Source organism: Bradyrhizobium sp. UFLA05-109 (assembly GCF_054185165.1).
In genome coordinates, this window is the sequence record NZ_JBBIAR010000009.1 from 101,346 (window position 1) to 126,007 (window position 24,662).

21 protein-coding genes and 1 tRNA gene are annotated in these 24,662 nt (G+C 60.3%); 8 read left to right on the top strand and 14 right to left on the bottom strand.

Translation table 11 applies throughout. The annotated features are described in order from the left end of the window. Positions 1-186: 186 nt before the first annotated feature. Complete coding sequence (locus Q3C01_RS08655; RefSeq protein ID WP_458144900.1) at positions 187-807, bottom strand: hypothetical protein; 621 nt, start codon at positions 805-807, stop codon at positions 187-189. Between the two features lie 38 nt (positions 808-845). Here Q3C01_RS08655 and Q3C01_RS08660 point away from each other — a divergent pair, with 38 nt between their 5' ends. After that, the gene (locus Q3C01_RS08660; protein ID WP_458144901.1) at positions 846-1,592 is read left to right on the top strand and encodes a hypothetical protein; all 747 of its coding nucleotides are present in this window, start codon (positions 846-848) and stop codon (positions 1,590-1,592) included. Here Q3C01_RS08660 and Q3C01_RS08665 read toward each other — a convergent pair. Continuing rightward, positions 1,583-2,449: a DUF2971 domain-containing protein gene (locus Q3C01_RS08665; RefSeq protein ID WP_458144902.1), complete on the bottom strand. Its 867-nt coding sequence runs from the start codon at positions 2,447-2,449 to the stop codon at positions 1,583-1,585. The two genes, Q3C01_RS08660 and Q3C01_RS08665, sit on opposite strands and share 10 nt — an antisense overlap. 10 nt (positions 2,450-2,459) lie before the next feature. Beyond that, the gene (locus Q3C01_RS08670; RefSeq protein ID WP_458144903.1) at positions 2,460-3,281 is read right to left on the bottom strand and encodes a hypothetical protein; all 822 of its coding nucleotides are present in this window, start codon (positions 3,279-3,281) and stop codon (positions 2,460-2,462) included. Between the two features lie 798 nt (positions 3,282-4,079). Here Q3C01_RS08670 and Q3C01_RS08675 point away from each other — a divergent pair. From Q3C01_RS08675 to Q3C01_RS08700, 6 genes are all read left to right on the top strand, one after another. After that, on the top strand, positions 4,080-4,328 hold the full coding sequence (locus Q3C01_RS08675) for a hypothetical protein (RefSeq protein ID WP_458144904.1): 249 nt from the start codon (positions 4,080-4,082) through the stop codon (positions 4,326-4,328). A 181-nt stretch (positions 4,329-4,509) separates the two neighbouring features. Further along, positions 4,510-5,040, top strand: a complete 531-nt coding sequence (locus tag Q3C01_RS08680) for a hypothetical protein (protein ID WP_458144905.1) — start codon at positions 4,510-4,512, stop codon at positions 5,038-5,040. 140 nt (positions 5,041-5,180) lie between these two features. Further along, positions 5,181-5,597 carry a P-loop NTPase family protein gene (locus tag Q3C01_RS08685; protein ID WP_458144906.1) on the top strand — a complete coding sequence of 139 codons (417 nt, stop codon included), beginning with the start codon at positions 5,181-5,183 and terminating at the stop codon, positions 5,595-5,597. A 785-nt stretch (positions 5,598-6,382) separates the two neighbouring features. Continuing rightward, complete coding sequence (locus Q3C01_RS08690; protein WP_458144907.1) at positions 6,383-7,381, top strand: ATP-dependent nuclease; 999 nt, start codon at positions 6,383-6,385, stop codon at positions 7,379-7,381. Beyond that, positions 7,382-8,161, top strand: coding sequence for an HNH endonuclease (locus tag Q3C01_RS08695; RefSeq protein WP_458144908.1), 780 nt, complete (start codon positions 7,382-7,384; stop codon positions 8,159-8,161). A gap of 161 nt (positions 8,162-8,322) precedes the next feature. Continuing rightward, positions 8,323-9,654: an IS5 family transposase gene (locus Q3C01_RS08700; RefSeq protein ID WP_458144965.1), complete on the top strand. Its 1,332-nt coding sequence runs from the start codon at positions 8,323-8,325 to the stop codon at positions 9,652-9,654. A 520-nt stretch (positions 9,655-10,174) separates the two neighbouring features. Here the strand turns inward: Q3C01_RS08700 and Q3C01_RS08705 are convergent. The 11 genes from Q3C01_RS08705 to Q3C01_RS08755 all read right to left on the bottom strand — a co-directional run bounded on the left by Q3C01_RS08705 (position 10,175) and on the right by Q3C01_RS08755 (position 21,051). Next, on the bottom strand, positions 10,175-10,354 hold the full coding sequence (locus tag Q3C01_RS08705) for a hypothetical protein (RefSeq protein WP_458144909.1): 180 nt from the start codon (positions 10,352-10,354) through the stop codon (positions 10,175-10,177). Between the two features lie 116 nt (positions 10,355-10,470). Further along, positions 10,471-11,514, bottom strand: a complete 1,044-nt coding sequence (locus tag Q3C01_RS08710) for a GSU2403 family nucleotidyltransferase fold protein (protein WP_458144910.1) — start codon at positions 11,512-11,514, stop codon at positions 10,471-10,473. Between the two features lie 89 nt (positions 11,515-11,603). Further along, on the bottom strand, positions 11,604-12,308 hold the full coding sequence (locus Q3C01_RS08715; RefSeq protein ID WP_458144911.1) for a hypothetical protein: 705 nt from the start codon (positions 12,306-12,308) through the stop codon (positions 11,604-11,606). Continuing rightward, the gene (locus Q3C01_RS08720) at positions 12,271-13,500 is read right to left on the bottom strand and encodes a Wadjet anti-phage system protein JetD domain-containing protein (RefSeq protein WP_458144912.1); all 1,230 of its coding nucleotides are present in this window, start codon (positions 13,498-13,500) and stop codon (positions 12,271-12,273) included. Before Q3C01_RS08720 ends, Q3C01_RS08715 begins: the two co-directional genes overlap by 38 nt. Further along, positions 13,497-15,572 (bottom strand): SbcC/MukB-like Walker B domain-containing protein, encoded by a 2,076-nt coding sequence (locus Q3C01_RS08725; protein WP_458144966.1) that lies wholly within the window; start codon positions 15,570-15,572, stop codon positions 13,497-13,499. The genes Q3C01_RS08720 and Q3C01_RS08725 overlap by 4 nt, the downstream gene beginning before the upstream one ends. Positions 15,573-15,799: 227 nt before the next feature. Continuing rightward, positions 15,800-16,996: an ATP-binding protein gene (locus tag Q3C01_RS08730; RefSeq protein ID WP_458144913.1), complete on the bottom strand. Its 1,197-nt coding sequence runs from the start codon at positions 16,994-16,996 to the stop codon at positions 15,800-15,802. Continuing rightward, positions 16,993-17,634 (bottom strand): DUF4194 domain-containing protein, encoded by a 642-nt coding sequence (locus Q3C01_RS08735; protein ID WP_458144914.1) that lies wholly within the window; start codon positions 17,632-17,634, stop codon positions 16,993-16,995. Before Q3C01_RS08735 ends, Q3C01_RS08730 begins: the two co-directional genes overlap by 4 nt. Continuing rightward, positions 17,624-19,039 (bottom strand): Wadjet anti-phage system protein JetA family protein, encoded by a 1,416-nt coding sequence (locus Q3C01_RS08740; protein ID WP_458144915.1) that lies wholly within the window; start codon positions 19,037-19,039, stop codon positions 17,624-17,626. The genes Q3C01_RS08735 and Q3C01_RS08740 overlap by 11 nt, the downstream gene beginning before the upstream one ends. A 344-nt stretch (positions 19,040-19,383) precedes the next feature. After that, positions 19,384-19,460: transfer RNA gene (locus Q3C01_RS08745), tRNA-His, on the bottom strand. Between the two features lie 254 nt (positions 19,461-19,714). After that, entirely contained in the window at positions 19,715-20,149 is a 435-nt protein-coding gene (locus Q3C01_RS08750) for a phasin (protein ID WP_458144916.1), read from the bottom strand. 518 nt (positions 20,150-20,667) lie between these two features. Then, entirely contained in the window at positions 20,668-21,051 is a 384-nt protein-coding gene (locus Q3C01_RS08755) for a phasin family protein (RefSeq protein ID WP_458144917.1), read from the bottom strand. Between the two features lie 332 nt (positions 21,052-21,383). Between Q3C01_RS08755 and Q3C01_RS08760 the strand changes: the two genes are divergently transcribed. After that, positions 21,384-24,659, top strand: a complete 3,276-nt coding sequence (locus Q3C01_RS08760) for a PAS domain-containing protein (protein WP_458144918.1) — start codon at positions 21,384-21,386, stop codon at positions 24,657-24,659. The last annotated feature ends 3 nt before the right edge of the window (positions 24,660-24,662 follow it).

Genomic DNA, 24,662 nt, shown 5'->3' on the forward strand with positions numbered 1-24,662 from the left:
GCATTGCCGCGTCAAGCGTTTCCTACCGACCCGCATCCAGAGCCTCGGCCGCAAACTCGATCTAGATCGCCGCTCGCTAGCCTGCTGAAACCGGTGCGCCCCGAGGCTCCCTCGATCGTACAAAGCCGATCTATACCCGGACGCTCCTTCGGCTGCAGATCAAGATAGGTCACAGTGCGCACCGCGTCAGCTGATAGCGCTTTGTGGTGAGTTCGCCGATAACGGTATAAAGTCGCCCAACTTTTGAAATGACTCTCGTTCTCTAAGTCGTTTTTCGCTCAGGAAGCGGCTTGCCTGATCCCGCTCGCAGCTTGCTCTACATAGACGATGCCTGCTATCGATGACTGCGATTGCCTGCCTCGGGGCGTGTGAAACGCGCATTTGAACAGCGTTTTTGAAGGATTCCTTCATGCCGGCAAGAGTATGGCTTGGACGCAATGATGAACTCGTGGTGAAGCCAGACGGGCACCCGCCGCAGCCTGCGCACGCACAGCCTGAGCTTTCCGCTCCAACTTCGCCAGCACTAGCTGCTCCAGCGAACGGGTTTCCAACTAGTTCACTCTCGTTGGTTGACCAAAAGGCGAAGCGTGAGAAGCCGCGCTGGTTGATAGCGGCGCGAAGGTCTTCTAGATCGCGGCGCGACCCTCCGTTGTTGCCACGCCATTTCGTGTAAGCCCGGCAGTTCGCACCATTGACGTCAGAAAGCACTTTGCCGCCCCACCATTTGTTGAGGCGGGCAATCCTTTCGTCAAACTTAGCTTTGTTGGCCTGTGTCTCGCGTCGATCCTCGTAGTAGATCGAAAGCACGTCCGCGACGTCGATAGCCTCGATATCCTTGAGGCGACGTGTTCTGCAAAGATTGGCAGAACGCACTAGGTATGCGGCCGCCGATCGCCTATTTCAAGATGAAAGAAGCCAACGCATTAACCGGCGAATTCGAATTCTGGAGTGAATCAAGAAGAAATGAGCGTGTCGCGTTGCTGTTCTCGATTGTTGAGAATCACGCGCTGTTCGGCGTCAGTACAGCGGCGCCGCATGACGTTTATCAATCTGTGTTTGTCGGCAATTTAGATAGTAGTACCCGTTTCCTAGAACATCCTTACTGTCTGATGCTCTTCGGTATAGTCACTTCCATCGCCAGTTGCGCAGTTACTTCCGGCGAGAAAGAGCCTATTGAATTTGTATTTGATAGCCAGCCAGATCAGATGAACAGGATACTGGCGGGATGGGAGCTCTTCGTTTCTGTCTCTCGCGAGGACTTAAAACCCTTCCTTAGTCGACCACCGGTTTTCCGTGACGACAAGACTGCTTTGCCCCTACAGGCAGCCGATCTTCATGCTTGGTGGACACGCCGCATGTGCGAGGCATATTTTTTTGGAAAAGCCGATCTGAAGCCGTCGTTTCCCGGTGGTAGAGACAGTCTGAGCATTCGATGCGTCGAAAAAATACTGGACAGAAGATTCCTTGCTAAGAATGCGTGCGTCTTTGTCGGGAGCAATTCCTATCTTCTTTCGCCCCAGATAACCCAACGCTATCCGGCAAACCCCTTGGGAACACGGACCACAGGCATCAATCGACCCATTCAAACGTAGGGCGCGTCGGATCGGCTGACCTTGATACCATCCCAACCCAGGCCAGACAGAAACATCTCGACGTTTGCCTCGCTGTCGGGATTTTTCGGACCAAGTACAATCTTTTTGATCGGCGCGTTCCTACCTCCATCCGTCATATCCAATACGACGTAGGGAACCTGCACACCATTGCGAACGCGATAAACGATCGGCTGCGGACTCGCACGCCTCACGCCGTTGTCGTCGATCCCTCCCATCGGGATCATTTTCCGCCTTTCGTTCTCATCGAGCGCCACAGCCGAAACGTGAACGTTGCGAATCTCCATTTCCTCCGCAAACGATGGATGCTTGTAAGCACACAAATCCAGCCCGAAATTGAACCAGTGCTGTTCGAAGCGTTCGTCGTATCTAAAGCCGAACCGCTTTTCTACTTCAAAGACGTGCTTGATGTTGTTGGTTAGCTCGTTTCTCTGCGCCGCTCTGTCGTAGAGCACTCTCAGCGGCTTTGCAGGCCACTCCATCTCTTTAGGAGAAAAGCCAATCGCGAAGCCTCGCCCATCGTCCGTATAGGCGCGCCATTGACTTAGAAGATCACCATTGAGCGAATAACTAGATATCATCGCTACCGAATGATCTTGGGTCAGCCGCACCATGGCGGTGATACGATCTACAAAGTCAGCGCCACAAACCTTCCTCAGTTTGTCGGCGGCATCCTGAAACTGAGTAAAGCCCCATTTCCGCTCTTGGGTGTCGTTGAGCGCGGAGTAAGCTGTGTGCCACATTGTCCGGGATCGAACAATGTTCGTAAAGGCGTCCGCGCCGCAGTAGTGGTAGATCAACTCGTCTTTTGGCGGCTTATAAAGGCGATCCTGAATCATCTAGGCCTCTTCAATCGAGTTGACCGATGGGGTCTAAGTCCTTTGAACCCGTAAAGACGAGCATTCGAGCGCTAGCCTTCAATAGATACGGCATCGTTATCTCCAGAACGGTGCCACAGAAATTGAGCTGATAATCCGATGGATGCGAGAAGGATATGCCTTGCGCGGCAGAGCGCAGGAAACTCACCGGATGCGAGTGCACCCAATTCGATAGGTACGTCTGATGGAAATCAAATGCATCCACATCCCAACCCGCCTCTCGCGCCGCTCCTCTAACTCCATCAATGAAAACGTTTTGACCTTTTAGGATCGCTTCGATCTTTTCCTGAGAGTAGCCCACCCCTTTCGCGAGACCGTTAATGCGCGCTCGTAGCGTGACTTTTCGTTCCTCGTACGTATCGAAAAAGGCCAGTCTCGGGGTTTGACTTTCTGCGCCCGCTGCTGTGAGAAATCTGCTGCGATTGAACAGTTCGTGGAGACGCAGGATTTGTCGCCTCAAATCCCACTGCTCACGGTTGATGCTAGTATCGGAAATATACATAGTCATCACGGCGGCATCGAGCGCGGCTCTGCCTAGAGTAGCCAGAGAGAAATGGTCGAGCAAGCCACCCGTTTTCAACACTCGCTGATGATCACGCAAGAGCAACCTCATCGACATACAGTGTGCGATCAACTTCGCAAATATGAAGAGCGCTATGTCTTGTCTCCCGGTATGATCAACGCCAATCCGGCTTTCTGATATAGCAATCGCATCACGCGTGTCCTTTTCGAAGGCAACTATTAGAGCCTCAAGTGTCGCCCTTATCGTTTGGCTGGTCTCATCTTCGACCATTGTCTCTCTGTCCGCGTTCGATAGACCCTAAACCCTGAAGTCGAACTATGGGTGCGGCGGCAATCTCTTACGCGCTAAACTCTTGACTCGTCTAGAACATAATGAGAACATTAGCCAGCTCCGCCTATTGGTTTTCCCCGTGCACGAAGCTGCCGCCCCTAAGCTGCAATTGGATGCGCTGGCTTTGGAAGCGGCTGGCAATCGCGGCTTGCGGCGGTGACGCGCGCGAAGCTGTCAAGGCACTGTTGATTGCGAATGAGTATCTAGAGCGCGAGATGGAAGCACAGGTCCCGCACGGGTATATGCGGGGTGTGAAGCATGGAAGGCTTAATACTTATTCCGGTTAGCCGCTGTCGTTCAGTGGCGCCGCTACTGAATCAATTCATCTTCATCTGTTTTCTCACCATTTAACGGATCCCCTGCGCCAATTAGCCAATCCGGAGTCAATGTGGGGTCCGGAGGTAGCTGCAGGATTGGAGTAGACAGGCCCAACCGATCGCAGGTCAACAAAAAATCATATACCGGCAACAACTCAGCAGTGGACTCAATCGCTAGGCGCTTCTGCAAATCGGCGTCGCTCTCACCAAAATGGGTCTGTCCTGTAACGTGGTTGCCGAAAGACCAGCTTAGCCTTTGCGCCGGATTGACCCTCTCGAATCGTCGAGTTGCTTCCATCCGCGCGTTTACGATGACACGATTTCCGGGACGCCAAGCAGCAGGCAGTAGAGGCCAGCTTTTGTCGCTGTGACCACGGAATACCCAAGGAATTTGATCGTCTTCGATTTGCTACGATGAAGAATGCAGCGCTTCACCGTTTCAGTGGATACAGACGTTGAATCAAATTGGTATCTGACGCCGTCCGGCTTTGACGATTTCGAAACCGCGTTGCGCTTTGCGGCCGGTATAGCGAAGTCCCTCCACGGAAATGCTGGCGCACCGGACGCGATTTGGATTCATGGCAGCAAATGGGATGATGGGCCGTGGCCTGTTCATGCGCTTATTTTCTTGGCAATGATAAATGGATGGTTTGACGACGATCCCAGCTAGGTTTTCCCATTTTGGGGATATGTAAATTTTCCCATGGGCCGGTGCTGATTCTCGCGTCGTCAGGGACACAAGGGCCCCTGGGGTAAGGATGGGTACCACTCTTCCTGAAGTGGATTACCTATTGCCAGCCGAAGTGTTTCGCCTTTAGGTTGGCACGCACAGAAAGTTCGTGGGGCTGCCAATGAACCTTCAGTCGCTGTGGTCCATTCTTAAGGATAAGGACAATGTAGCAATCTTAGCTGCAATTCTCGCAGCGGGAAAATTCCTTTTCGAATATCACCGCGAGAACAAACGAAAGCGCATGGAGATGTATATTAGTCTCCGCGAGAAGTTTCGGGAAAACGACGATTTCGATCCTATATTCGCAGCGCTCGACCAATACAACGAAGCCGAACCCGATTCGGCAGCTGAGGCTCAAGCGCGATTAAAGCTGTCATCGATCCCGTACGGCGATCGGTACGAGTTCGTGGCTTTGCTCGACGACATCGCTATGGCTATGAATTCTGGGACACTAAAGCCGCGTGTAGCGAACTATTCGTTCGGACACTATGCGATACTTTGCTGGGAGGTAGATGAGTTTTGGACTGATTTGCGCGAAAACAGGAATGATCCTTATTGGTCGTTGTTTAGACGGTTCGTGAAGCGCCTCGAATGGCGCCAAAAGCTACTCTGCAAATATCCTCGGCTAGTGGCGTTTTCGCTGAGGGTGTGACCCCTGCGCGCATTCTAGGGGCAAGACCACCGCCCCAGTCTCGGAAAAAATAGGTACCCATTCGCCACCCCGTTTGAGCCATTGCTTTGGCGGCGCGGCCGCCGTACGCCGAGGCGTCATTCATTTGGACCCGAACGATTATGGCTCTCACCATCATTTGCGTGACTGGACCGTCCAACACTGGCAAGACAAGCACTATCCGCGAACTCACCGCCAAGCCCCTCGGATACACCAAAGCCAAGGGCGAGGTTCGAGGTGTGTTTCAGATGCCCCGACGAGGTTATGCCGTCGGTGTGAACAGTGGTGGCGACAACCTTCCCGGTGTCTTGCGTGGTCTAAAGTTTTTGGACGGCTACAAGAAGCTTAGGGTCATGATTGTGGCCGGCCACACGCGCGAGAGTGATACCTTTCAGGCGGTAGAGCGCTTTGCGAAAAGTAAACGCGCCGCTTTTCATGCCATCGAGACGGAGACGCTCGACGGTAACCGTGAACGGTACGCCGCTATCAGAGCGAACGTCAAAAAGATAAAGCGTCTCATGCCTGGCCGGGAGCGCTAGCCACGGGCTGCGGCGCGTTATTCCGAAGCGCGTCCCACCAAACACCGGCCAACCACCGAACGCACCACAGGCCGCCGTAGCGCGTTCTGGGGCGCGACCGCCGGCCTAGCCCCACCCTGCCTTTGCTCCACCCTTATTTTACATGCTCCACCGCTCCACCACCCTATAGGGGGTGGTGGAGCAGTGAAGTGCCACACTAAAACAACCTGCGCTCCACCGTGGGTGGAGCAAGTGGAGCGCCTGCCTAGGTTGTCCGGATGAAGTCCCGGGGCCTGCGGCTAGCGTCATTCTTATAGACTTCCAGATGCCCTTCCTTGATCCACGTCTTGAGCATCATCGCGACACGGGCCTTCTCGGCCCCCGCCATAGGCTGGTTAGAGCCACTTGATTGCCAAAGAGTCGAGGCGCTTTGACGAAGAAGGAGACGACCTAGTAGTATAAAATAAAAGGCCAAAGGATCGTGTCATTTCCGGTAATTGAACTGACAGCGACCTTCCAAAGAGAGCAGTTCGCTTCAAGGACTACTCACATCGCTTAATGACATCGTCGCGGATGAGAGGCTGTATCAGCGGGCGCGCGAAGAGAAAGTTACCGGCACGTCGCTTATGCGGTCTGTAAGCGAACGAACGATTGTGGGCCAATTTCGTCGCATTGTTGCAGGAGGCGCGCGTCTAACGGACTACTCGTTCCGATATCGAGGTCCAGCGCAGATCGATCCCGAGTTCGATCCAGTTACGCTTGTCTTCGAGGTGGCACCTTCCTCCAGACCACCAAGCAATATCCAAGTGATCATTGGTCGCAATGGCGTCGGCAAGTCTCATCTTCTAAATGCAATGTCTCGCGCTCTCGTCGAAGGGGAGGACGTCGATAAGAACGGGGAGTTCATGTCCGATGAAGATGAACTCGACGAAGAACTTGAAAGTCCGTTCGCAAACATTGTCTCAGTGACCTTCTCGGCCTTCGACGATTTCCCTCTTATTCGAAAATCAAAGAACGCCACGAAGGGCGTTCGCTACGCCAATGTCGGCCTTCGTAAGCGGGTACGACAGACAAATGACGATGGTAGCACTGAATTTATCACAGTGACTCAACAGCCCGGCGAACTGACCCAAGATTTCATCGCCAGCGCAAAAGCATGTACTACTGGCCAGCAGCCCCGCGAGCGATGGCGACGAGCGCTTCGCACACTTGAGTCAGACCCGATTTTTGAAGAGGCCGACGTCACAGCATTGCTTGATCTTGTCTCGGACGATCTCGGCAGCTCGGCGAGCCGGCTCTTCCGCAAACTGAGTTCGGGGCACAAGATTGTACTTCTTACTATCACGAAGCTTGTCGAAAGTGTGGAAGAGCGCACATTGGTTCTCATGGATGAGCCTGAAGCTCACCTCCATCCACCCCTTCTTGCAGCACTTATCCGCGCCGTTTCAGATCTCCTCATCAACAGGAACGGTGTCGCTATCGTCGCCACCCATTCTCCTGTGGTGTTGCAGGAGGTGCCGCGCAGCTGCGTTTGGAAACTTCGTCGTCATGGCGGCGGCGCGGTTATCGAGCGTCCAGAGATCGAGACCTTTGCCGAGAATGTCGGCCGTTTGACACACGAGGTGTTTGGCCTTGAGGTGACCCAGTCAGGTTTCTACAAAATGATCGCAGAGGCAGTTGTTGCTAATGACGATTTCGATGACGTTATCAGCAAATTCGATGGCGAGGTCGGACTAGAAGGACGGGCCCTGATCAGTGTGCGGATTGCAGCACGCGATGCTACCGACGATGAGGATCTCACCTAGATGTGGTGCGTTAATCGACCGGCTTTCGATGCCGAGGACACGTTCGCCGCATGCATCAGCCGAGTTCATGACAAACATTTGAAGCACCGCTTAACCGCCATTGCGGGTCACGTTAAGGGTGAGGCCACAATCTATGCTGATCGCGCGGAAGACGCCGAACTTCACCTCATCCCTCAGACGGTCGGCGTTGATGGCTCGGTCACCACGGACGAGATGGTCAGTGTGTACGACCAGCGAATGGCTGGAAAGAGAGGCCCGGGCCGCCACGTCTATGACGCGATAAAGCTCCTGCCGAAGCAAGGTATCTGCCCTTTCTGCGATCATCGTCCTGTCTCAACGCTTGACCACCTCCTACCAAAGCGGCTTTTCCCTGCTCTGGCAGTAACCCCTGACAACCTCGTCGGCGCCTGCGCTGACTGCAACAAAACAAAGCTGTCTTTCGCTCCCGCTGCAGCAGAGGAGGTCTTTCTCCATCCATATTTTGATAACGTCGAGGCCGAGCGTTGGCTCGCGGCCAAAGTCGTTGAGGGCCCGGTCGCGGCACTGATCTTTCGGACGCAGGCAGTTACATCCTGGCCTGGTGTTCTTAACGAACGGGTGCGCCGACAATTTCGAACGTTGGGGTTGGCGCAGCTGTATGGAGCACAGGCCGCACGCGAGATCAGCGGTCAGGCGCAGCTTCTCGGGGACATTTACGACAGCCGCGGTGTAGATGGCGTTCGCGAGGAACTAACGCGGCAAGCCAAAACGCGCGAAGCGGTTCGCATGAGTCGTCGGTGAAGAATGCAAATCGGCTTGGGAGATAGATAGAAGTTGCCTCGATAAAGTATTCGATTTTGCAGGAAAGCCGAGTGTTGTGGCGCGCTTTCTTGCGTTTTGGGATTTTGCTTTCGAGCGATTCGTGATTCCCTGGCGGCGGGTCATCGGCATTGGGGAAGGCGATGAGCAAACCGCGGGATGATCGCCAGAAAGACCTGTTGCTTCCTGCCCTCGATCAGATCATCGACATGGGCCACCCGGTGGTTCGGTTGGCGGGGCTGATCGACTGGAAGTTTCTGGATGACCGTTTTGGTTCGGTGTGCCAGGCGGGGTCGGGGCAGCCAGGCCTGCCGACGCGGATTGTCGCCGGCCTGTTCATTCTGAAGCACATGCACAACCTGTCAGATGAGGTGCTATGTGCCCGCTGGATCGAGAATCCCTATTACCAATACTTCTGCGGCGAGCTGAGCTTCTGCCACCGGCTGCCGTTCGATCGATCGTCGATGACGCGCTGGCGGCAGCGGCTCGGCGAGGAGCAGCTCGTCACGCTGATCCAGGAGAGCCTGTCGGTGGCCCACAGGACTGGCGCCATCGGTCCGAAGGACCTGGAGCGCGTGGTGGTCGATACCACGGTGCAGCCCAAGGCCATTGCGCATCCGACCGACGCGCGGCTGATGCATCGGGCAATCACCAGGCTCGTCGGGCTCGCCAAGCGCAACTGTGTGCCGCTGCGCCAGAGCTATCTGCGCCTGGCCAAGCGCGCCGCCATCATGGTCGGCCGCTATAGCCACGCTCACCAGTTCAAACGCGCCCGGCGCCAGCTCAAGTTCCTCCGGACACGGCTTGGCCGGATCATTCGCGACATCCGCCGCAAGATTGATGGCGATACGGTGTTGGAAGCTCGCTTCGACCCGCTGCTCGGTTTAGCGCAGCAAGTGCACAGCCAGGACCAGCATCAGCGCGGTCTGAAGGTCTATGCGTTACATGCCCCGGAGGTCGAGTGCATCGGCAAGGGTAAAGCCCGCGCGCCTTACGAGTTCGGCTGCAAGGTTAGTATCGCCACCCCCGTGACGTCTCCGAAGGGCGGACAGTTTGTGCTCCATGCCAAAGCCCTGCATGGTAATCCCTTCGACGGGCACACGCTCGGCCCTGTCATTGTCGACATGGAGAAGCTCACCGGCGTGGAGGCTCGCCGCATCCACGTCGACAAAGGCTATCGCGGGCACAACCACCCGCATCGGTTCAGGGTCTGGATCTCAGGTCAGGTCCGCCGCGTCACCGCTTCGATCCGTCGCGAGATGAAGCGTCGCGCGGCCGTCGAGCCCGTCATTGGCCACGTCAAAGCCGAACACCGCATGGACCGCAACTATCTCAAGGGCCGCCTCGGCGACCGCATCAACGCCGTCCTTGCGGCTGCCGGCTACAACTTCGGCCTCCTGCTGCGGTGGCTGGCAGAGCTTTTGCGCGTCATCCGCACCTTCGTCGAAACCGTCCCGGCCCAAAACATCGCTTGAGCCAGGTACTGCACCGGTTCTTCACGGGCGACGCATGAACAGCTGGCAAGCCGTCACTTACCGCACACTGAGCGGAAGTGATTGGTTCTGCAATGAGGGATTCCGCGGCGCTTAAAGCGCTAGACTGTTCGAATCTCACGGATGCGAGCGTGCGCCTACAAAAAAAGCACCTTTGAAGGCGCGAGGAGCGACGACGATTTGCAATGCAGATGCACGAATGCAAACGAACAACAACAACTTGCATTTCGTTGTCAAAATGCAAAAGTGTAAATAATTGATATTATTGAGTTTTTTAGACATGCGAGCGAGGCCGCTCATAACGGTCTGGTTGCAAGTTCGAGTCTTGCCAGGCCCACCAACAAAGTGAACCATGTTGTTGGTCCACTATAAGAACGACTCGCTCGGGCTGTAAGAGCGACTCGATCCCGAGCCTTAAGAACGACTCGATTTTGTAAGTCGATGCCCAATCATTGAAAATCAGCGACCGAGCTTGAAACCGAACATTAACGCCGCGAAGATCTCACGGTGAGTACGGTAAGCAGTTTTGCGGTGATCGCAATCGATTTTTGATCGGTGTCAAGTCGCCAGCAGCCGCTGGGCCGCCGGCAATGCCGGCGGCCCAGATCGCGATGCTGAAGCTGGTGCTGCTGGTGGTGGTGCTGCTGGCGATGATGATGCCGGTGATGATGATCGTCGTCACGCCGACTATGGCGCGACCATCATGCCGACGAGCAGCAGCACCATGCTGATCATCATCATGGTGCCGCCGATGATCGGCACCGGCTGTGCCGGCCTCGTTCTTGTCGAGCCTGACCGTTAGGCCCGCGCAGCAGTGTCTTTCTTAACGAAAAGCGGCGCCGCGCTGTCTGCTACTTCTTTAGGGAGCATCCTTAGCTGTTCTGCGTCGAACGGCAGGTGAGTGAGATAGTTCGCGACCAGAGCACCCACGGCTTCGGCCTGTGCTGCATCTCGTTGGCGCTTGAGCGGCTCCCTGTCCGCACGACGGGACAACCAAAGCTTATGGGCGGCCCAAACCCGCGGATCTGGAGCGACGATGCGCACCGGTTCGCCCTTTTCGTCGATCGCGACCGCCTCGAAAGCCGGAGAATTCTGCAGCCAATCGAGTCCTTCGATTTGAACGGCAGTCAGGTCTTCGGGGTCTGAGCCGATCTTGTCCGGAGCCTTCTTCCAGGGAGGGCTCTGCATGGGCTTGATCAGATCGACGAGATAGCCGTCGCGGTTCACAGCTCGAAACGTCTGCTTTGTGCGTTCGAAACTGGTGTCGACGCGTTGAAGTATCTTCAGGAGCGAAGACTCGGAGACGTCGTCGTCCGCCACGAACGTAAGCCCGCCGCGCGCGTCGAACAGAAGATCGATGTCTTCCGTCGTGGTCAGGCCTGGATCGATCTTGACGCCGGAAGAGGCTTCATAACCGTAGATCGCGTTCGTTCCGAGAATCCGAATGCCGGAGCCCAACATCCCGAAGCCGTCGAGAGCTCGCACGATCCGAGCTCCGATCAGGGGTACGCGACCCAGGCCGAGTGCACGATTGACAGCGGATTGCCGCTCCATCGTGTCACGCAGGTTTCTCAATCGGGCTTCCGCAGCAGCACGCTTAACCTCGAAGTCGGTCTTCATTTTTTCGGTTTCGGGAGAGCGCGCCCCGAGCGAGCTTTGCTTCCGGAGGCCGGCTTTGTCGTAGTAGCTCCGGGCGAGGTATTCGCGGCCTTTGGACTCCACCCAGGTCAGGGAACCGCGATGCGCGTCGTACGCCTCCTTGGCGTCCCGCAGGGCCTGAAAGCGCTGCTGGCTGTTGACTACCTCGCGGCGTTGATCATTGTTAAGCTCTTGAAATTCCATGGTTTCAACACTTATGGCCGATTTAGATCGTTACTGTTGAAACCATATTTATCATTGAAAATCAAAGGTTTCAACAGTCACGTGTAAAATTACGCCAAACTGTTGAAACCGAGAACCTTTGGCCACTTCCGGCGGCGCCTCAAGCCGCCTTGGAGCTGATGTTGAAATGTGCGTTCGGCGAACCTGAATGGGTAGGGACCGCCGAAAACCCCCATGGCCAAAGCGGCAGCGATCAACATGCCGTTTGCGACGTAGTTTCCCGTCGCGCGCTCGGCATCGTGCTTCAGGCCGTAGCTGCCCCTTTTGCGGTTGATCGTCTTGCGACGTGGATACTTCGAAAGGAATTCGACTGCGCGAAGGAACTCGGCGATGGCCTGGTCGTCCAGCATCTCCGCCCGGCTCGTCTGGAAACGCGCGTCGGCCTCCTTGGCAGTCTCGTCGCGGTCGCGGGACGGCCGGTACCCGAACCAGCTGAGATCGGGCTCCATATCCATCGCCCGCCGAACGCCCAATTTCGCAAGCGAACGCGTCAAGCAGTCAGGCGGCGGCAAGCGATCTGGCGGATCGACCAGACCGCCCCGCTGGGCCGCTACACGCTGGACAACGCCCGGCGCATCGCCGAGATGAAGAACCGCGGCTTCACCGAGGCTCGCGAGCAGTTGCCCATCCTGCGGCCGCACTTCTTCGCCGAGCTGGAAGGAATTCGTGCCGTTCCATTCGCTGAAGCCCGAGAGCGGCAGCGTCGACGGGAAGAAATCAGCCCTGAAGCCGGCCGCCTGACGAAGGCACGCCAACCGCAAGCGAGGGTGGCGCCGGATCCAGCGCTTCCTGCTCCAGGTGGCGCACGTCCGATCCGAACGCCAACCACTCCGCCAGCTCGCGGATCGCGCTGTCGGACTTCGCGATCGAGGCCAAGCTCGGATCCGCATCTGCCGGCTGGCCGGCTCTCTCGGCCAGCTCCTTGGTCATCAGGTGCGGACGCGGCCCGCGGGGAAGGTTCTCTTCCAGATACCTGAGAATGCGCACGCCACCGGCGTCCACATCGCCCCAATGAAGGAACGGCACATCGGTCGGAACGGCGGTCAGGACCTTCGCCAGAAGCTCGATGACTCCCGCTGCGGGAAAGCCGCCGGTGTACACGACTAGGCTGCCGTCCTCGATCTCGCGAACCTGCCGATTGAAGCTCGCGTAGTTCTCGATCGTCAGCACGGCCGTCGGCTGTTCCAAGACCGATAGTTGCGGGAGCATCTCCGGATGAATTGAGGCGAACGGCCTGGCGCGGCCATCGATCAGACGACCGCCAATCCCTTCCACGGCAACAGGCCCTTTCAGGTGAACGGGATGACTGAATCGCTCCAGCCCGATGTGCGCCCAGACCACATCGGCAGCGGCGCCTGGCTGCCCGATCCGGACGCCGAGAACGGCGGCGAGCCGCGAAGCGTGCCGATCGAACGCCTTCGTGTCGTTCGTCGCCTTTTGAGAAAAGGTTCGCCCGTCCAGTCCTTTAGCCTCCTGCCGCGAGATGGACGCCAGCAGCGTAAAGAACTCCTTGGCGGAATCTGCCTGGGCGGCGGTCAGACGATAGGCGGCCTCGCTGCGGGCCCACCTGGCCGTCATCTCGCCCAATAGGCTGACAACCCACGGTTCTCCGGTTGCTGCAATTGGAAGCAATTCGTCCCTGACGCGCTGCGCGACCGCCGGCGCGGTCGGGCGACCAAGATGCCTGGCGAGCAGTTCGGGGTCTAGGACACGGACCCGCTCGATCAGGTGACTCCGGTCCCTCTTGCCTCGCTCCACCTTGACAGCGCCGAACCTCTCGGCCGCCGCCATCTGGTCGTGGAAGCGGCTCACCTGCTGCGCGGTAGAGAGCCTGTCGTACTCCGGAGCCGCGGAAGCCGGTCGGGAGCGATCGGGGTTGCGCTCGCTCCGCTCCAGCAGCCGTTCGAGGAATTCGACGCCGGCATCCGTTGTACGAACGTCGGTCATTCCGCGGCCTGGTCTTGCGGGACAGCCTCAGCCTTCTCGGCGGCAATCAACTCGGATTTGAAAACGTCGAAGCCCTTGCGGTACGGATCGATGGCAACGATGGCGTCGCGGGCCTTGTCGGTTAGGAATTCTGTGTCGATCATCACTTGGTTGCCCAAGCGGTTCACGTTGACGACGGTGTCGACCACCTCCATGAATACGTGGCGCTTTTCGTCGGGGGTGGCCAGCATCACCTGGAGTCCGAGATCCCGCATGAATTCCGAGCACTGACCGATCGCCTTCGTGTCCAAGCGGTTGAAGGCCTCGTCGAAGATCGCGAGGGACAGCCCGCTCTCGCCGGTCCGACGGTTCTGGTACGTGGCCGCGAGCGAGGCACCGATGGCGATGTAAAAGGGCAGTTGCCCTTCACCGCCGGATCCCGTGCCCGCGCGGCTCGTCAGCGACGAGCGGATCTTGCCCTCGGCATCCTGAATGTAGAGCTCGAAATTGAAATACTTGCGCGGGTCCTCGATATCCTCGGTCCGCGCCTCCGGATTCGACAGGATCTCCTCGATCTGGCGGACCGCCCGCATCATGGGAGAGGTCGCGTCCCCGCTGCGATCCCCGAAGAGAGGCAGATTGAATTCCGGCTTCCTGGATTCCTCGACGAGCTCGATCATGTCGACATGGGTCGGGGCCTCCAGCGCCTTGAACGAGTAGTAGTCCCGCCCGTGGAACTGACGATCCTTCAAGTGCCGGTTGAGCTCGTTCAGGGTGGACTTGATGCCAGTGAAGGCATCGTCCAGGCGATGCAGAAGATCGTCGCGGAATGCCGAGGTCATCTCGGTCGCAGCGTTCCGGCACTGCTCTTCGTACTGGACCAGTTCGTGCGTATCGAGGCGCTGTTTTTCAGCCGCGGCCCACTGCTCGACGGCCGCAGGCGTCGCTTCCTCGGCGGTGAAGGGCGGCACCACATGGAATTCCTGACCATGCTTGTTCATCGCGCCGGTCATTTCGCGCATAAGGCTGGAGCGCCGCTCGGTCGAACGGCGATCCCGATCCGCGACGAAGCCGGAGACGAGGTTCGGAATGGATTCGGTGGCGATGACAGCGACCTGGACTCGGTAATCCCGCATGGCCGTCGACTGCGGAAAACCTTCGCGCACCTGGCGTGCCCGGCCGCGCCGACCCGATAACAAAACCTCGCGGTTCTCTCGCACGTAGATTTCGTAAGCACCCTCGGCTCGGTCCCGCGCGGTTTGCGCTCCGTTAAACGCCGTTTGGGTCGTGTTTTTGAGCTTGGCGGCCACCCCGGCTTCAGACCGCAGGCGGTCCCGCTCCGAAATGAGCTTGGGATCGCGATTGCGCCTGGCGTCCTCGATGTTCTTCTCGACGTCCGAGATCTTGCGATCGAATTCTACCAGCGCGGCGCCGCACGCCAGGCAGCTCAGTCCTGTGGCTTGCACCTTCTGGAATTGCGCGAACATGTCCCCGAAGAGACTGGCATCTTCTTCCAGTCGCAAAACCTCGCTGGCCTGCTCGGCGAGTTTCTGCGCGAGCTCGCCCCGCTCGCTCTCGAGCTGCTGGCGCATCTGAGCCTGCGTGGCGCGCCCGAGCTTCAGGTACTCCGGCTTGGGAAGCCTCCGGACGGTCCGGCCGCCCTGCATCATGCGGTCGGGCGTAATAGCATTCTCGGCGGCGACCATCCTGTCCATGGTCTCTACCATCATCAGCCGACCAAGCCGATAGTTGAGGAATGCCCTGGCATGCCGGTTTTCCGTGCTGATGATCTGCGCCAGCGAACCCTTCTCGGCCGGCCGCGTGCTGTCGGTCTTGGTCGTGTTGATGACCTCGGCGTGTTGAAACGAATACTCCCCGCCTTCCCTGTAGATTTCCAGGGCGCGGACTGCGCGACCGGGCTCAACGATCAGCGCCTCGCGGGAGCGACCCAGGACAGCCTCGGCCGCCATCCGCCATTTGTCGTCCCGAATCTCGACCAGATCGCACAGCGGCTCGGCTTCGATGCCATGCGAACGAAGCTGATCGATCAGATCGCGGGTGCCGCGCTCAATCGGGCTCAGCCCCTGGTCCATGCGCTTCAAGTTGCTGTCGATCTGATCGATACGATCCTGAAGATCCTTGGTCGCGACGCGGGCGTTGAAATGGATATCCGAGAACGTCTTGCGGACCGCCGCAAGCCGCTCCTGGTCGACGGCGACAAGAGCCGCATCGAGATGGGAGGCGCTGTCCTTCCAGTCCTCTGGGAGCGTCTTGTCCCAGTCGGAAAGCGGCGCCCTTCCCCGAGCGACGATGACCGCGCTCAGTAGCGCGTGCAGCAGATCGTCCCGGCGGACCAGCAGATTGCGGTCGACCGCCTTCTTGATCGAAGCGATGAGGCCATCGATCTCCTTGACCGGCGCCATGGCGTTGGCGCGCAGACCCACGGTAAGGCTCTTGTCCGCCTCATACATCTGGGCGAGTTGTTCGCCGACACTGGTGTTGATCGACAACTCAACGGCCTTGAGCTCCGTCTCGAATGTCGAGTGCCGGTCGACGCGGCGACGGCTTCCACTTCCGCTTTGGCAGCGGCGCTCTTGAGCTGCGCGATATTCTCTTCCTGGCGTCGCGCGTCCCGCCGGAACTTCTCCCACTCTAGGCGGGCGATCTGCCAATTGGTGACCGTGATGACTCGCTCGTTTTCGACGGCGCGAGCCACAATCCGGAGGATCCCAGCGAGGCTGGCGCTCTGCGCCTTCAACTCTTCGATGCGGCGGGTCAGCGAACGCCAGTGCTCGATACCTCGCCGGAGCCTGTCGACCTGGATCGGCTGGACGTCGAGAACGTAGTTCCGGACGAACTCGGTGGGATTGTCCACTGGCTTCAGCAGCAGGGCATTCCGAAACGCCCTCTGGAAGCGCCTCGGATCAAGCGGAAAGCCCGCCGGCGACAAGGCCCTGAGCGATTCCGCCACGAAGTCGGTCGCGCTGGAGAACGCATCGTCGACTTCGATATTCCTGGCGCGCAGCGCGTTGCGCACAGCGTGCCACTGTAGCGTCTCGACCTCGTCGTCGCCGACCGAGGCAAGGACGTCGTCCTTGGTCAGCGCGCCCTTGGCGATGAAGCGCGCCTCGCAGGACTCATCGCTTCTCGACGCCGAGGCCGAGAAGGCCACGCCCAGGCTCACGGCCGAGCCGTCGGCCAGGTCCTCGAAGACCAGGATGACGTAGGTGTAGGCATGCTGGCGCGTCGGCTCCGACCGCTCGCCCTTCTCGTCGAGCGAGACCACGCCGAGGCAGTAGTCGCGCAACGTCCGCTTGCTCCTGACGTTGCTCTGGGCGCTCGGATTGAACCGGATGCTGGCCATGCTCGCGCCGGAGAGCACGGTCTGCACGGCGTCGATGATCGCCGATTTCCCCGCGCCATTCGGCCCGATGATGGCGGTCATGCCGCGCATATCGACCTGCTGCACACGGAACAGGTACCAGTCGACCAGGATGATACGACGGAGTTCGATCACGCCTGCACCTCGCTCGCGGTGTCGGCCTTTGCCGTCGCCGCAGTGGCGCGCGACACGAACTCCTCCAGAGAGCCGAGCGTGTCCTTGGAGACCACGATCGGCAGGGCGGGCCGCAGGAACAGGGTGAAGTTCCTGTCGTCACGATCCTCGATCCGGACGAGCCCGCGCTGCCTGAAGCCGGCCAGGATTTCCTTCACCCTCCCGAAGTTGGGCCGTTCCCGATGGGTCCGATCTTCGTAGATCTGCAGGATCTGCTCGCTCTCGACCTCCACCTCGCCGAATTCCTTCGCCTCGAACCGCGTAAAGGCCTCCTCATAGTGGAGTCGCAGCACAAGCAGGAGCAGGCTCTCGTCGAGCTTCATGCTCTGACGCGGAGGCAGTTCGTTCGCAACCAGGCCGACATAGCCGTCGTTCGGCCTGCCCACGACCCGATACCCCAGCGCATCGAACAGGTTCTCGAAATAGCCTATGTAGCGGCGGAGCACCTCATAGAAGGTCTTCATGCCCCAGTCGTTCTCATAGATGAACTGGGCGCGCCAGAGCGCCTGGGCAGCCTGACGCAACTCCTTCTGCAACTGGTCGCCGTCGCGACCCTCGGAGTCCGCGTCGTCGATGATTTTGGAGAGATCACGCAGCATCGGCCGTGGTCCTCGTTCTCTCGATCCGAAAGGCGGTCACGTCGATCCAGTCGTTGGCGGTACGGCCCTCCTCGATCGTGATCGTGAACTCGCCCAGCCGCACGGAGCGACCGACCGCGGCCAAATTCGGCAGCGTCCGGTAGGCGAATAGATCTGGAATGCTCTCGATCTCAATCTCCGCGGATGACACGGCATCGCGGCCTTGCATCTGCCGGCGGGCGAACTCCAGCAGCTTCTGATCGGTCACGCGCACCATCCGATCGAACTCGGTTGTAGCCTGGACGTAGGCGCGCAGATAAGGATCCTGCTTCGGCACCTTGAAGCGCGTCCGCTCGGGCGGAGCCTTCGGCGGCGGCGGAGTGTACAACGCGAGCGACGTGATCGGCAGACCGACATCCGGCGACCTCAGACGGATCTCCACCTCGTCGCTGCCGATCTTCGAGAGTTGCTCGATCAGCCGGACGATCCGTTCCGCGGACCCTTCTCCCATGACGTCCATGTAGTGGACGGTGGTGCGGATGCGGCGTTCGAGGCGGTCGCGGAAATCCTCGATCTTGTCCATGAAGGGACCGACGTCTTCAAAGACGCTCTTGATCTTCCCGAGCTCGGCGATGACGCGCTCCTCGGCCGTGACGATCGTGGCGCCCGCGGCCATGACACCCTGCTCGATGTAGGCGCGCGAGATCTTGCCGACGAGCCCTGCGTCCGCGAGCATGTCGCCCGCCAGGGAGGCGATCGTGCGACGGTGACGGTAGGGATTGTTGGACGTCTTGAGTTGCTTGTAGTCGGCGATCAGCAGTCCGTCGACAAAGTCCTGGAAGAACGTGCGGAGAATGGCCGCCGCGTTCGGATTGCCCAGGATGCGGTCCTCGATCTCGCGCATGCCGGCCAGGATGCGGCGCATGCTGCGGGCGAACCGAGCAGCCGTGTCGTGCGCGTTGGCAAGACCTTGGGCCATGGTCTCAGGTTCCCGGAACGCAGCCTCCAGGTTGTTCTTGACGTCCACCACGGCACCGGCGACGCGCACGCGGCTGTTGCCGAAATCGGTGATCGCGCCCAGGACCATGAACGCGTCCGGGTTCATGTCGACGTAGGTGCGCCATTTCTCGGTCTCTTCCGTGAGCCAACCGGTGTCGCGCAATCGGTAGTAGGCGAGATAGTGGGCCTGGCTTGTGGTCTGATCTTCATCGGGATCTCCCTCGGAAAGATCGCCCATCGATCCGATGCCGAACTCCGAAAGCCCGATCTCGATCTGCTTAACGACCTCTTCCCTAAGCGGCGTCTCAAGGATGCGAGCCGAGTAGACCCGTTCGTAGAGGCGCATCAGGAGCCGGGCATAGACGTGCTTCTTCGGCCCCGACAGGGGCTTGAAAAGGGTCTCCGGAAGATAGCCAAACAGCTTCATCTATCGGTCCTTTAGCCGGCCGATTGAACCGTCACGCCCGCGCAACCGCAAGAATAGCCGGAGCAGACTTTCACTGACACCAGGCTCCCGATCTGACGGAATCGGCTGTTTAGCCGCTTTCCAGCGAGACGACTCACCGTTATTGCGGAATCTGACTCACCGACGATTTAAAAAGCTCCGGTTTTGTTGAGTCTAGACGTCTCACTCCTGCCTGGGGCGGATAACGCCGTCATTACGAATGACTGCTTTTCGAGCCAGACCGCGTTGCCGTCGGCCGTGGTAGCTATATGGTAGCTAGGGGTCGCTGGTGTGGTGCCAAGACAGGAGGAAGTTATTGATTTCGCTGGTACAGTTGGGTGGGCTCGAACCACCGACCTCCTGTTCCACAGACAGGCGCTCTAACCAACTGAGCTACAACTGCATTTTCGCGCGAGCCGCCCTTGAGGCTGCCTGAAAGGCTTGAAGCGCCGAGGGGGGCTGGACGGGCCGGAAACTAGGTGCAACGGCTCTGTTTGGCAAGGCCGCAGCTAAGCTAAAATCCGCCCCTAATCACCCTATTCCAAAACAAAACCCGGGCCGTGGGGCCCGGGTTTCTTATTCCTTGGGCATGATCTTATCGGAAAACCGCTTCACATTTTGCGCTAACGCGGATCATGCCTAACGGCGCCGATCGGCTCAGGCGGCGGGCTTGTAGAACTTCGCGGCGTTCGCCTTGATGGGTTCGACGGTCTCGCTGGCAACGCGCTGGCCGAGCTCGGCAAGCTCCTTGGCCTGGGTCTGGAAGGTCTCGAACTGCTTCTTGGTGTGGGTATTCCACAGCTCCATCGCTTCCGACGGCGACTTGAGGCCGAGCAGCTCCTGGGCGAAGTCCAGATGCGCGCTGGTGTTGGCCTTCGTGAATTCCATCAGCTTGGCGGTATACTCGCCAAAGCCCTTGTTGGCGGAGGCGAACACCGCCTCGATGGTGCCGTTCTGGCTTTCGGCAGCATCCTTGAACTTGGCGTAGCTTTCGCGGGCTTGTGACACGCCCTTTTCAGCAAACGCACGCATCTGCTCGGGGACCTCGAACGGAATGATCGAGGCGGAGAATGGATCAGTCGCACCTGTCATGGTTAACCCTCACAATGGTCGAAGAAACGAGTGAGCCGTCTGGCGCCCGCCGGCCATGATGGCGGGACGGGTACGGTCGAGATGGAAACGCTTAAAACGAGATGGCTCGCCCAGCGCCTCCGGTTATCTACGGATATCATGTCAACATTGTGCGTCGCAATGCGACATCAGGTGCGACGCCGCAATTTAATCCCGGCCAAGGGTAGTTCCTGGCCGGGGGAACCCACGGTTGCAGGTGCGTGATGCGTGCCACGAAGGAAGCGCGCGCCCCTCTCCCGCTTGCGGGAGAGGGCTGGGGAGAGGGTGTTTCCACGTCGGGATTGTCTGAGATTTGCGGAGAAAGCCCCTGGGTGGAGAGAACCCCCACCCGGCGCTTCGCGCCGACCTCCCCCGCAAGCGGGAGAGGTTGAGTGAGCCCGCGGCGCGAGCGGAGCGACCATCGGGCCGCAGCGTATGTGGGGCGATGGATTCCGGGCTCGATGCTTCGCATCGCCCCGGAATGACATCCACTTACCGCTTCAGTGCTTCGGCTTGGTCGCGTCGATGGCGGCGCGGCTGACGGCCTGGCCCATTTCGCTGGCCTGCTCGGCCAGTGCCTTCATCTGCGCCTGCACGTATTCGCCGTGTAGCCGCATGATCTCGGACAGGTCCTTGGCGTGGATCAGCGACTGGGCGTAGTCGAGCGAGGCCTGCACGTTCCTCTCGGCAAAGGCCAGCGCGCGGGCGTTGAGGTCCTTGGCGCCGGCGCGCATGGTTTCGCCGCGCTCCTCGATCGAGCCGGCCGCGGCCTGGGCGCCGCTGAGGAATTTCTCGAACGCATCGCGCGCCTGCTTGAAGCTCGTCTCCGCCATGGATCGCATCTCCGGCGGCATCTCAAAACGTTCACGGGCTGGTTCGCTCATGCTGCCACTCCTGTTGTTTTGGTTTCGGCTTGGCAACCCGTTTGGGCTGCCGTTTTCTGGAAGCGCCGCCAGCATCACCGGCGCGATGGCGGCCCGCTTCCCTCAGGGCCCCACAGCCTCTTACCCACATGCAACGCACGGGCGGGCTTGCGGGTTCAGCAACATTAAGGTTATCGCGGCTATGGTCGCTCTTCGGGGGCCGGGGCCCGTGGACCTGCCGGCGGGGGCGGGCGATACTAACCCTTTCTTAAGGCTGCCATTCCCGCAGGCCGCCCGACGATGACGACAAGAGACGATCAAGAATTGCGTGACCACCAGAACAAGCCGGTTGGATGAATAGCTCGGATTTCCAGTTGCGAGGCGTGGACGATCCGCGGCTGGCCGTCCATGCGACCTCTCCCCTGCCCGCATGGCTGTGGTCGATCGACGGCGCGCGGGTGGTCTGGGCCAATCCGGTCGGCGCAAAACTCTTTGGCGCTGCCAATGCCGCCGAGCTCGCCAAAAAGACCTTCGGGCCGGCCGATCCGCACCGCCGCCAGGTCGCGCAGCTCGGCCGACGCCTGTTGCCCGGCGGCGCGGTGCGGCTGGAGCGGCTGCGCGGTTTTGGTAGCACGCTCGGCATGCTGATGACCTGCGCCTGCGCGCGGCTCGAATTTCCCGACGGCAGCCACGCCGTGCTGGTCGCCGCGATGTCATCGAGCGGCCGCGTCATGCCGCTGGTCGAACGGCTGCAGCGCCTCGTCGAAGGCGCTGATGTACCGATGGCGGCGTTCGCGCCGGACGGCCTGTTCGTCGGCGCGAGCGAGACCGCGCGCACCCTGCTCGGCATTCCCGATCTCAATCACGCAGGCCTTGCGCAGGCACGCAGCGATGCGCTCGCGCAAGGGCGGGCCAGGACGCCGCTCGGCATCGGCCACATGGTGCTGCAACGGGTCGGCGTAGGTGCCGATACCGGCCTCGTCGCGCTGTACGAACGCGGCGCATTCGAGGCCGCGCATGTGCCGCGAGATGTTGCGCCGGACGCGCCCGAGGCGCCGCCGGTCGAGGCCGTTCAATCTGCGGCGCCAATGGCACCGGCGGTACCGGACTACGAGCAGCCGGCGCTGGCCAACGAGGCGCCGGCCGAATTTGCGCTGTTCGATGCCTTCGCCGAACCACTCGACGCCGAGACGGTGGAGACGCCCGCGCCGGTTGAAGATGCGGTTGATAACCCGGACGAGGACATTGTCTCGCCCAAAGCCGAGCCGACCCATGCGGCGATGGACCAGCCGCCCCCAGCTGCGGATGCGCCTGCCACGCCGCGCAATCAGCCTTTGCGCTTCCTGTGGCAGATGGATGCCGTGGGGCGCTTCGTGCTCGGCTCGGACGATTTCATCCGCCTGATGGGCACGCACACCGCCGCCGGCTTCGGCCGGCTGTGGTCGGAGATCGCAGAAGAGTTTGCGCTCGATCCCGAGGGGCGCATCGCGAGGGCCCTCGCCAGGCGCGACACCTGGGCCGGCATCACCGTGAACTGGCCGGTCGATGGCGGCGAACGGCTGCCGGTCGAGCTCGCCGGCCTGCCGATCTATGACCGGCTGCGCAACTTCGCGGGCTTCAAGGGCTTTGGCGTCTGCCGCGATCTCGACGGCCTCAACCGGCTCGATGCGCTGAGGCGCTTCGAGCTGTTCACCGATCCGCCCGCAACGCCGCGCCCATCGGCCGACACCATCCCGCCCGTCACAGAGCCGGAGCCCGCACCGCCGCCGGCCGTATCAGATAGTCCAGAGCCCATTGCCGAACTGCCCGAACCCTTGATCGACGCGAATTCACAACAAGCCGATTTGGATAAGCAAGTGGAAACGCCCCCCAACGTCGTGCCATTCCGCCCGCTCGGCGACAACAAATCGCCGACGCTGACGCCAGTCGAGAACTCCGCCTTCAACGAGCTCGCCCGGCAATTGTCCGAGCGGCTCGAGCGCGAGCGGGACGCGGCCGCAGCCTCCGTCGAGCCGCAAGAGACGACGCAGGCGACCATCGAGGAGCCACCGGCTGCGCCCGCAGAGGAGAGGCCGCGCGAACTGGCCGAGTGGCTGATGACCGAGCCCGAGCCGCCGCCGCGCGGCGAGGCCGTGCGCGACCGCATGCTGCTCGATCTCATGCCGACCGGCATCCTGATCTACCGGCTGGACCGCCTGCTCTACGCCAACCCCGCTTTCCTCGCGCGCGTCGGCCATCCCAATCTGGGCGCGCTGGAGGAAGCCGGCGGGCTGGATGCACTCTACGTTGCGCCGGGCGTGTCGTCCGAAAGCAGCACGTCGGAGGCCGGCACGCCGGTGACGATCAGCGCGACCGATGGCTCTGAGGCGACCGAGGCCCGCCTGCACACCATCATCTGGGACGGCGACACCGCGCATGCGCTGATCTGCGAGCTGCCCGCGCCAGCGCCCGTCATCGCCGAAGCCGTCACTGCTGCGGAAGAGCCCGCGTTCGAGGACGAGCTGGAGCTCGAACCCGGTCAGGCCAATGCGGAAGATCTGGCCGCGATCCTCGACACCACGGCCGAGGGCATCGTCATGTTCGATGCCGAGGGCAACATCCACGCCTGCAACCGCAGCGCCGAGGCGCTGTTCGGCTATGACGGCGAGACGTTGCTGCAGCAGAACCTCACGACGTTGTTCGCGCCGGAAAGCCAGCGCGTGGTCGTCGACTATCTCGACAGCATCAGGGGCGGCAACATCGCGAGCCTGCTCGACCATGGCCGCGAGGTGCTGGGCCGCGAGTGCAAGGGCGGCGTCATCCCGCTCGCCATGATCATGGGCCGCACCCAGCCCGACGGCCCGAACTTCTTCGCCGTGTTCCGCGACCTCTCGCAGACCAAGCAAGGCGAGAGCGAATTGAAGCAGGCGCAGCGCCTCGCCGACGGCGCGGCCAACGCCAAGGCCGACATGCTTGCGCGCATCAGCCACGAGATCCGCACCCCGCTCAACGCCATCATCGGTTTTGCCGAGGTGATGATCTCCGAGCGCTTCGGCGCGCTCGGCAACGAGCGCTATGGCGACTACATGAAGGACATCCGCGCCTCAGGCGAGCGCGTGATCGCGATCGTCGACGATCTCTCGGAGCTTTCGCGGATCGAGACCGGCAAGCTCGATCTCACCTTCGGCAATCTCAACCTCAACGATCTCGTCGAAGCCTGCGTCGTGGTGATGCAGCCGCAGGCCAACCGCGAGCGCATCATCATCCGCACCTCGCTCGCGCATGCGCTGCCGCAGGTCTCGGCCGATGCCCGCGCGCTGCGGCAGATCGCCGTGAACCTGATCGGCAATTCGATCCGGCTCGCCAGCGCCGGCGGCCAGGTCATCGTCTCGACCGCGCTCACTGACCGCGGCGAGGTCGCACTTCGCATCCGCGATACCGGCCATGGCCTTTCCGAGCAGGAAGTCGCCGCCGCCATGGAGCCGTTCCGCACCCCGCCGCCGCTCGATGCCTCGGAAAGCGCCGGCCTCAGCCTGTCCCTGATCAGGGCGCTGGTCGAAGCCAACCGCGCGCGCTTCAACATCAAGAGCGCGGTGAACACCGGCACGCTGATCGAGGTCGTGTTCGCCCCGTCGCTGGCGCGGGCGTAGAGC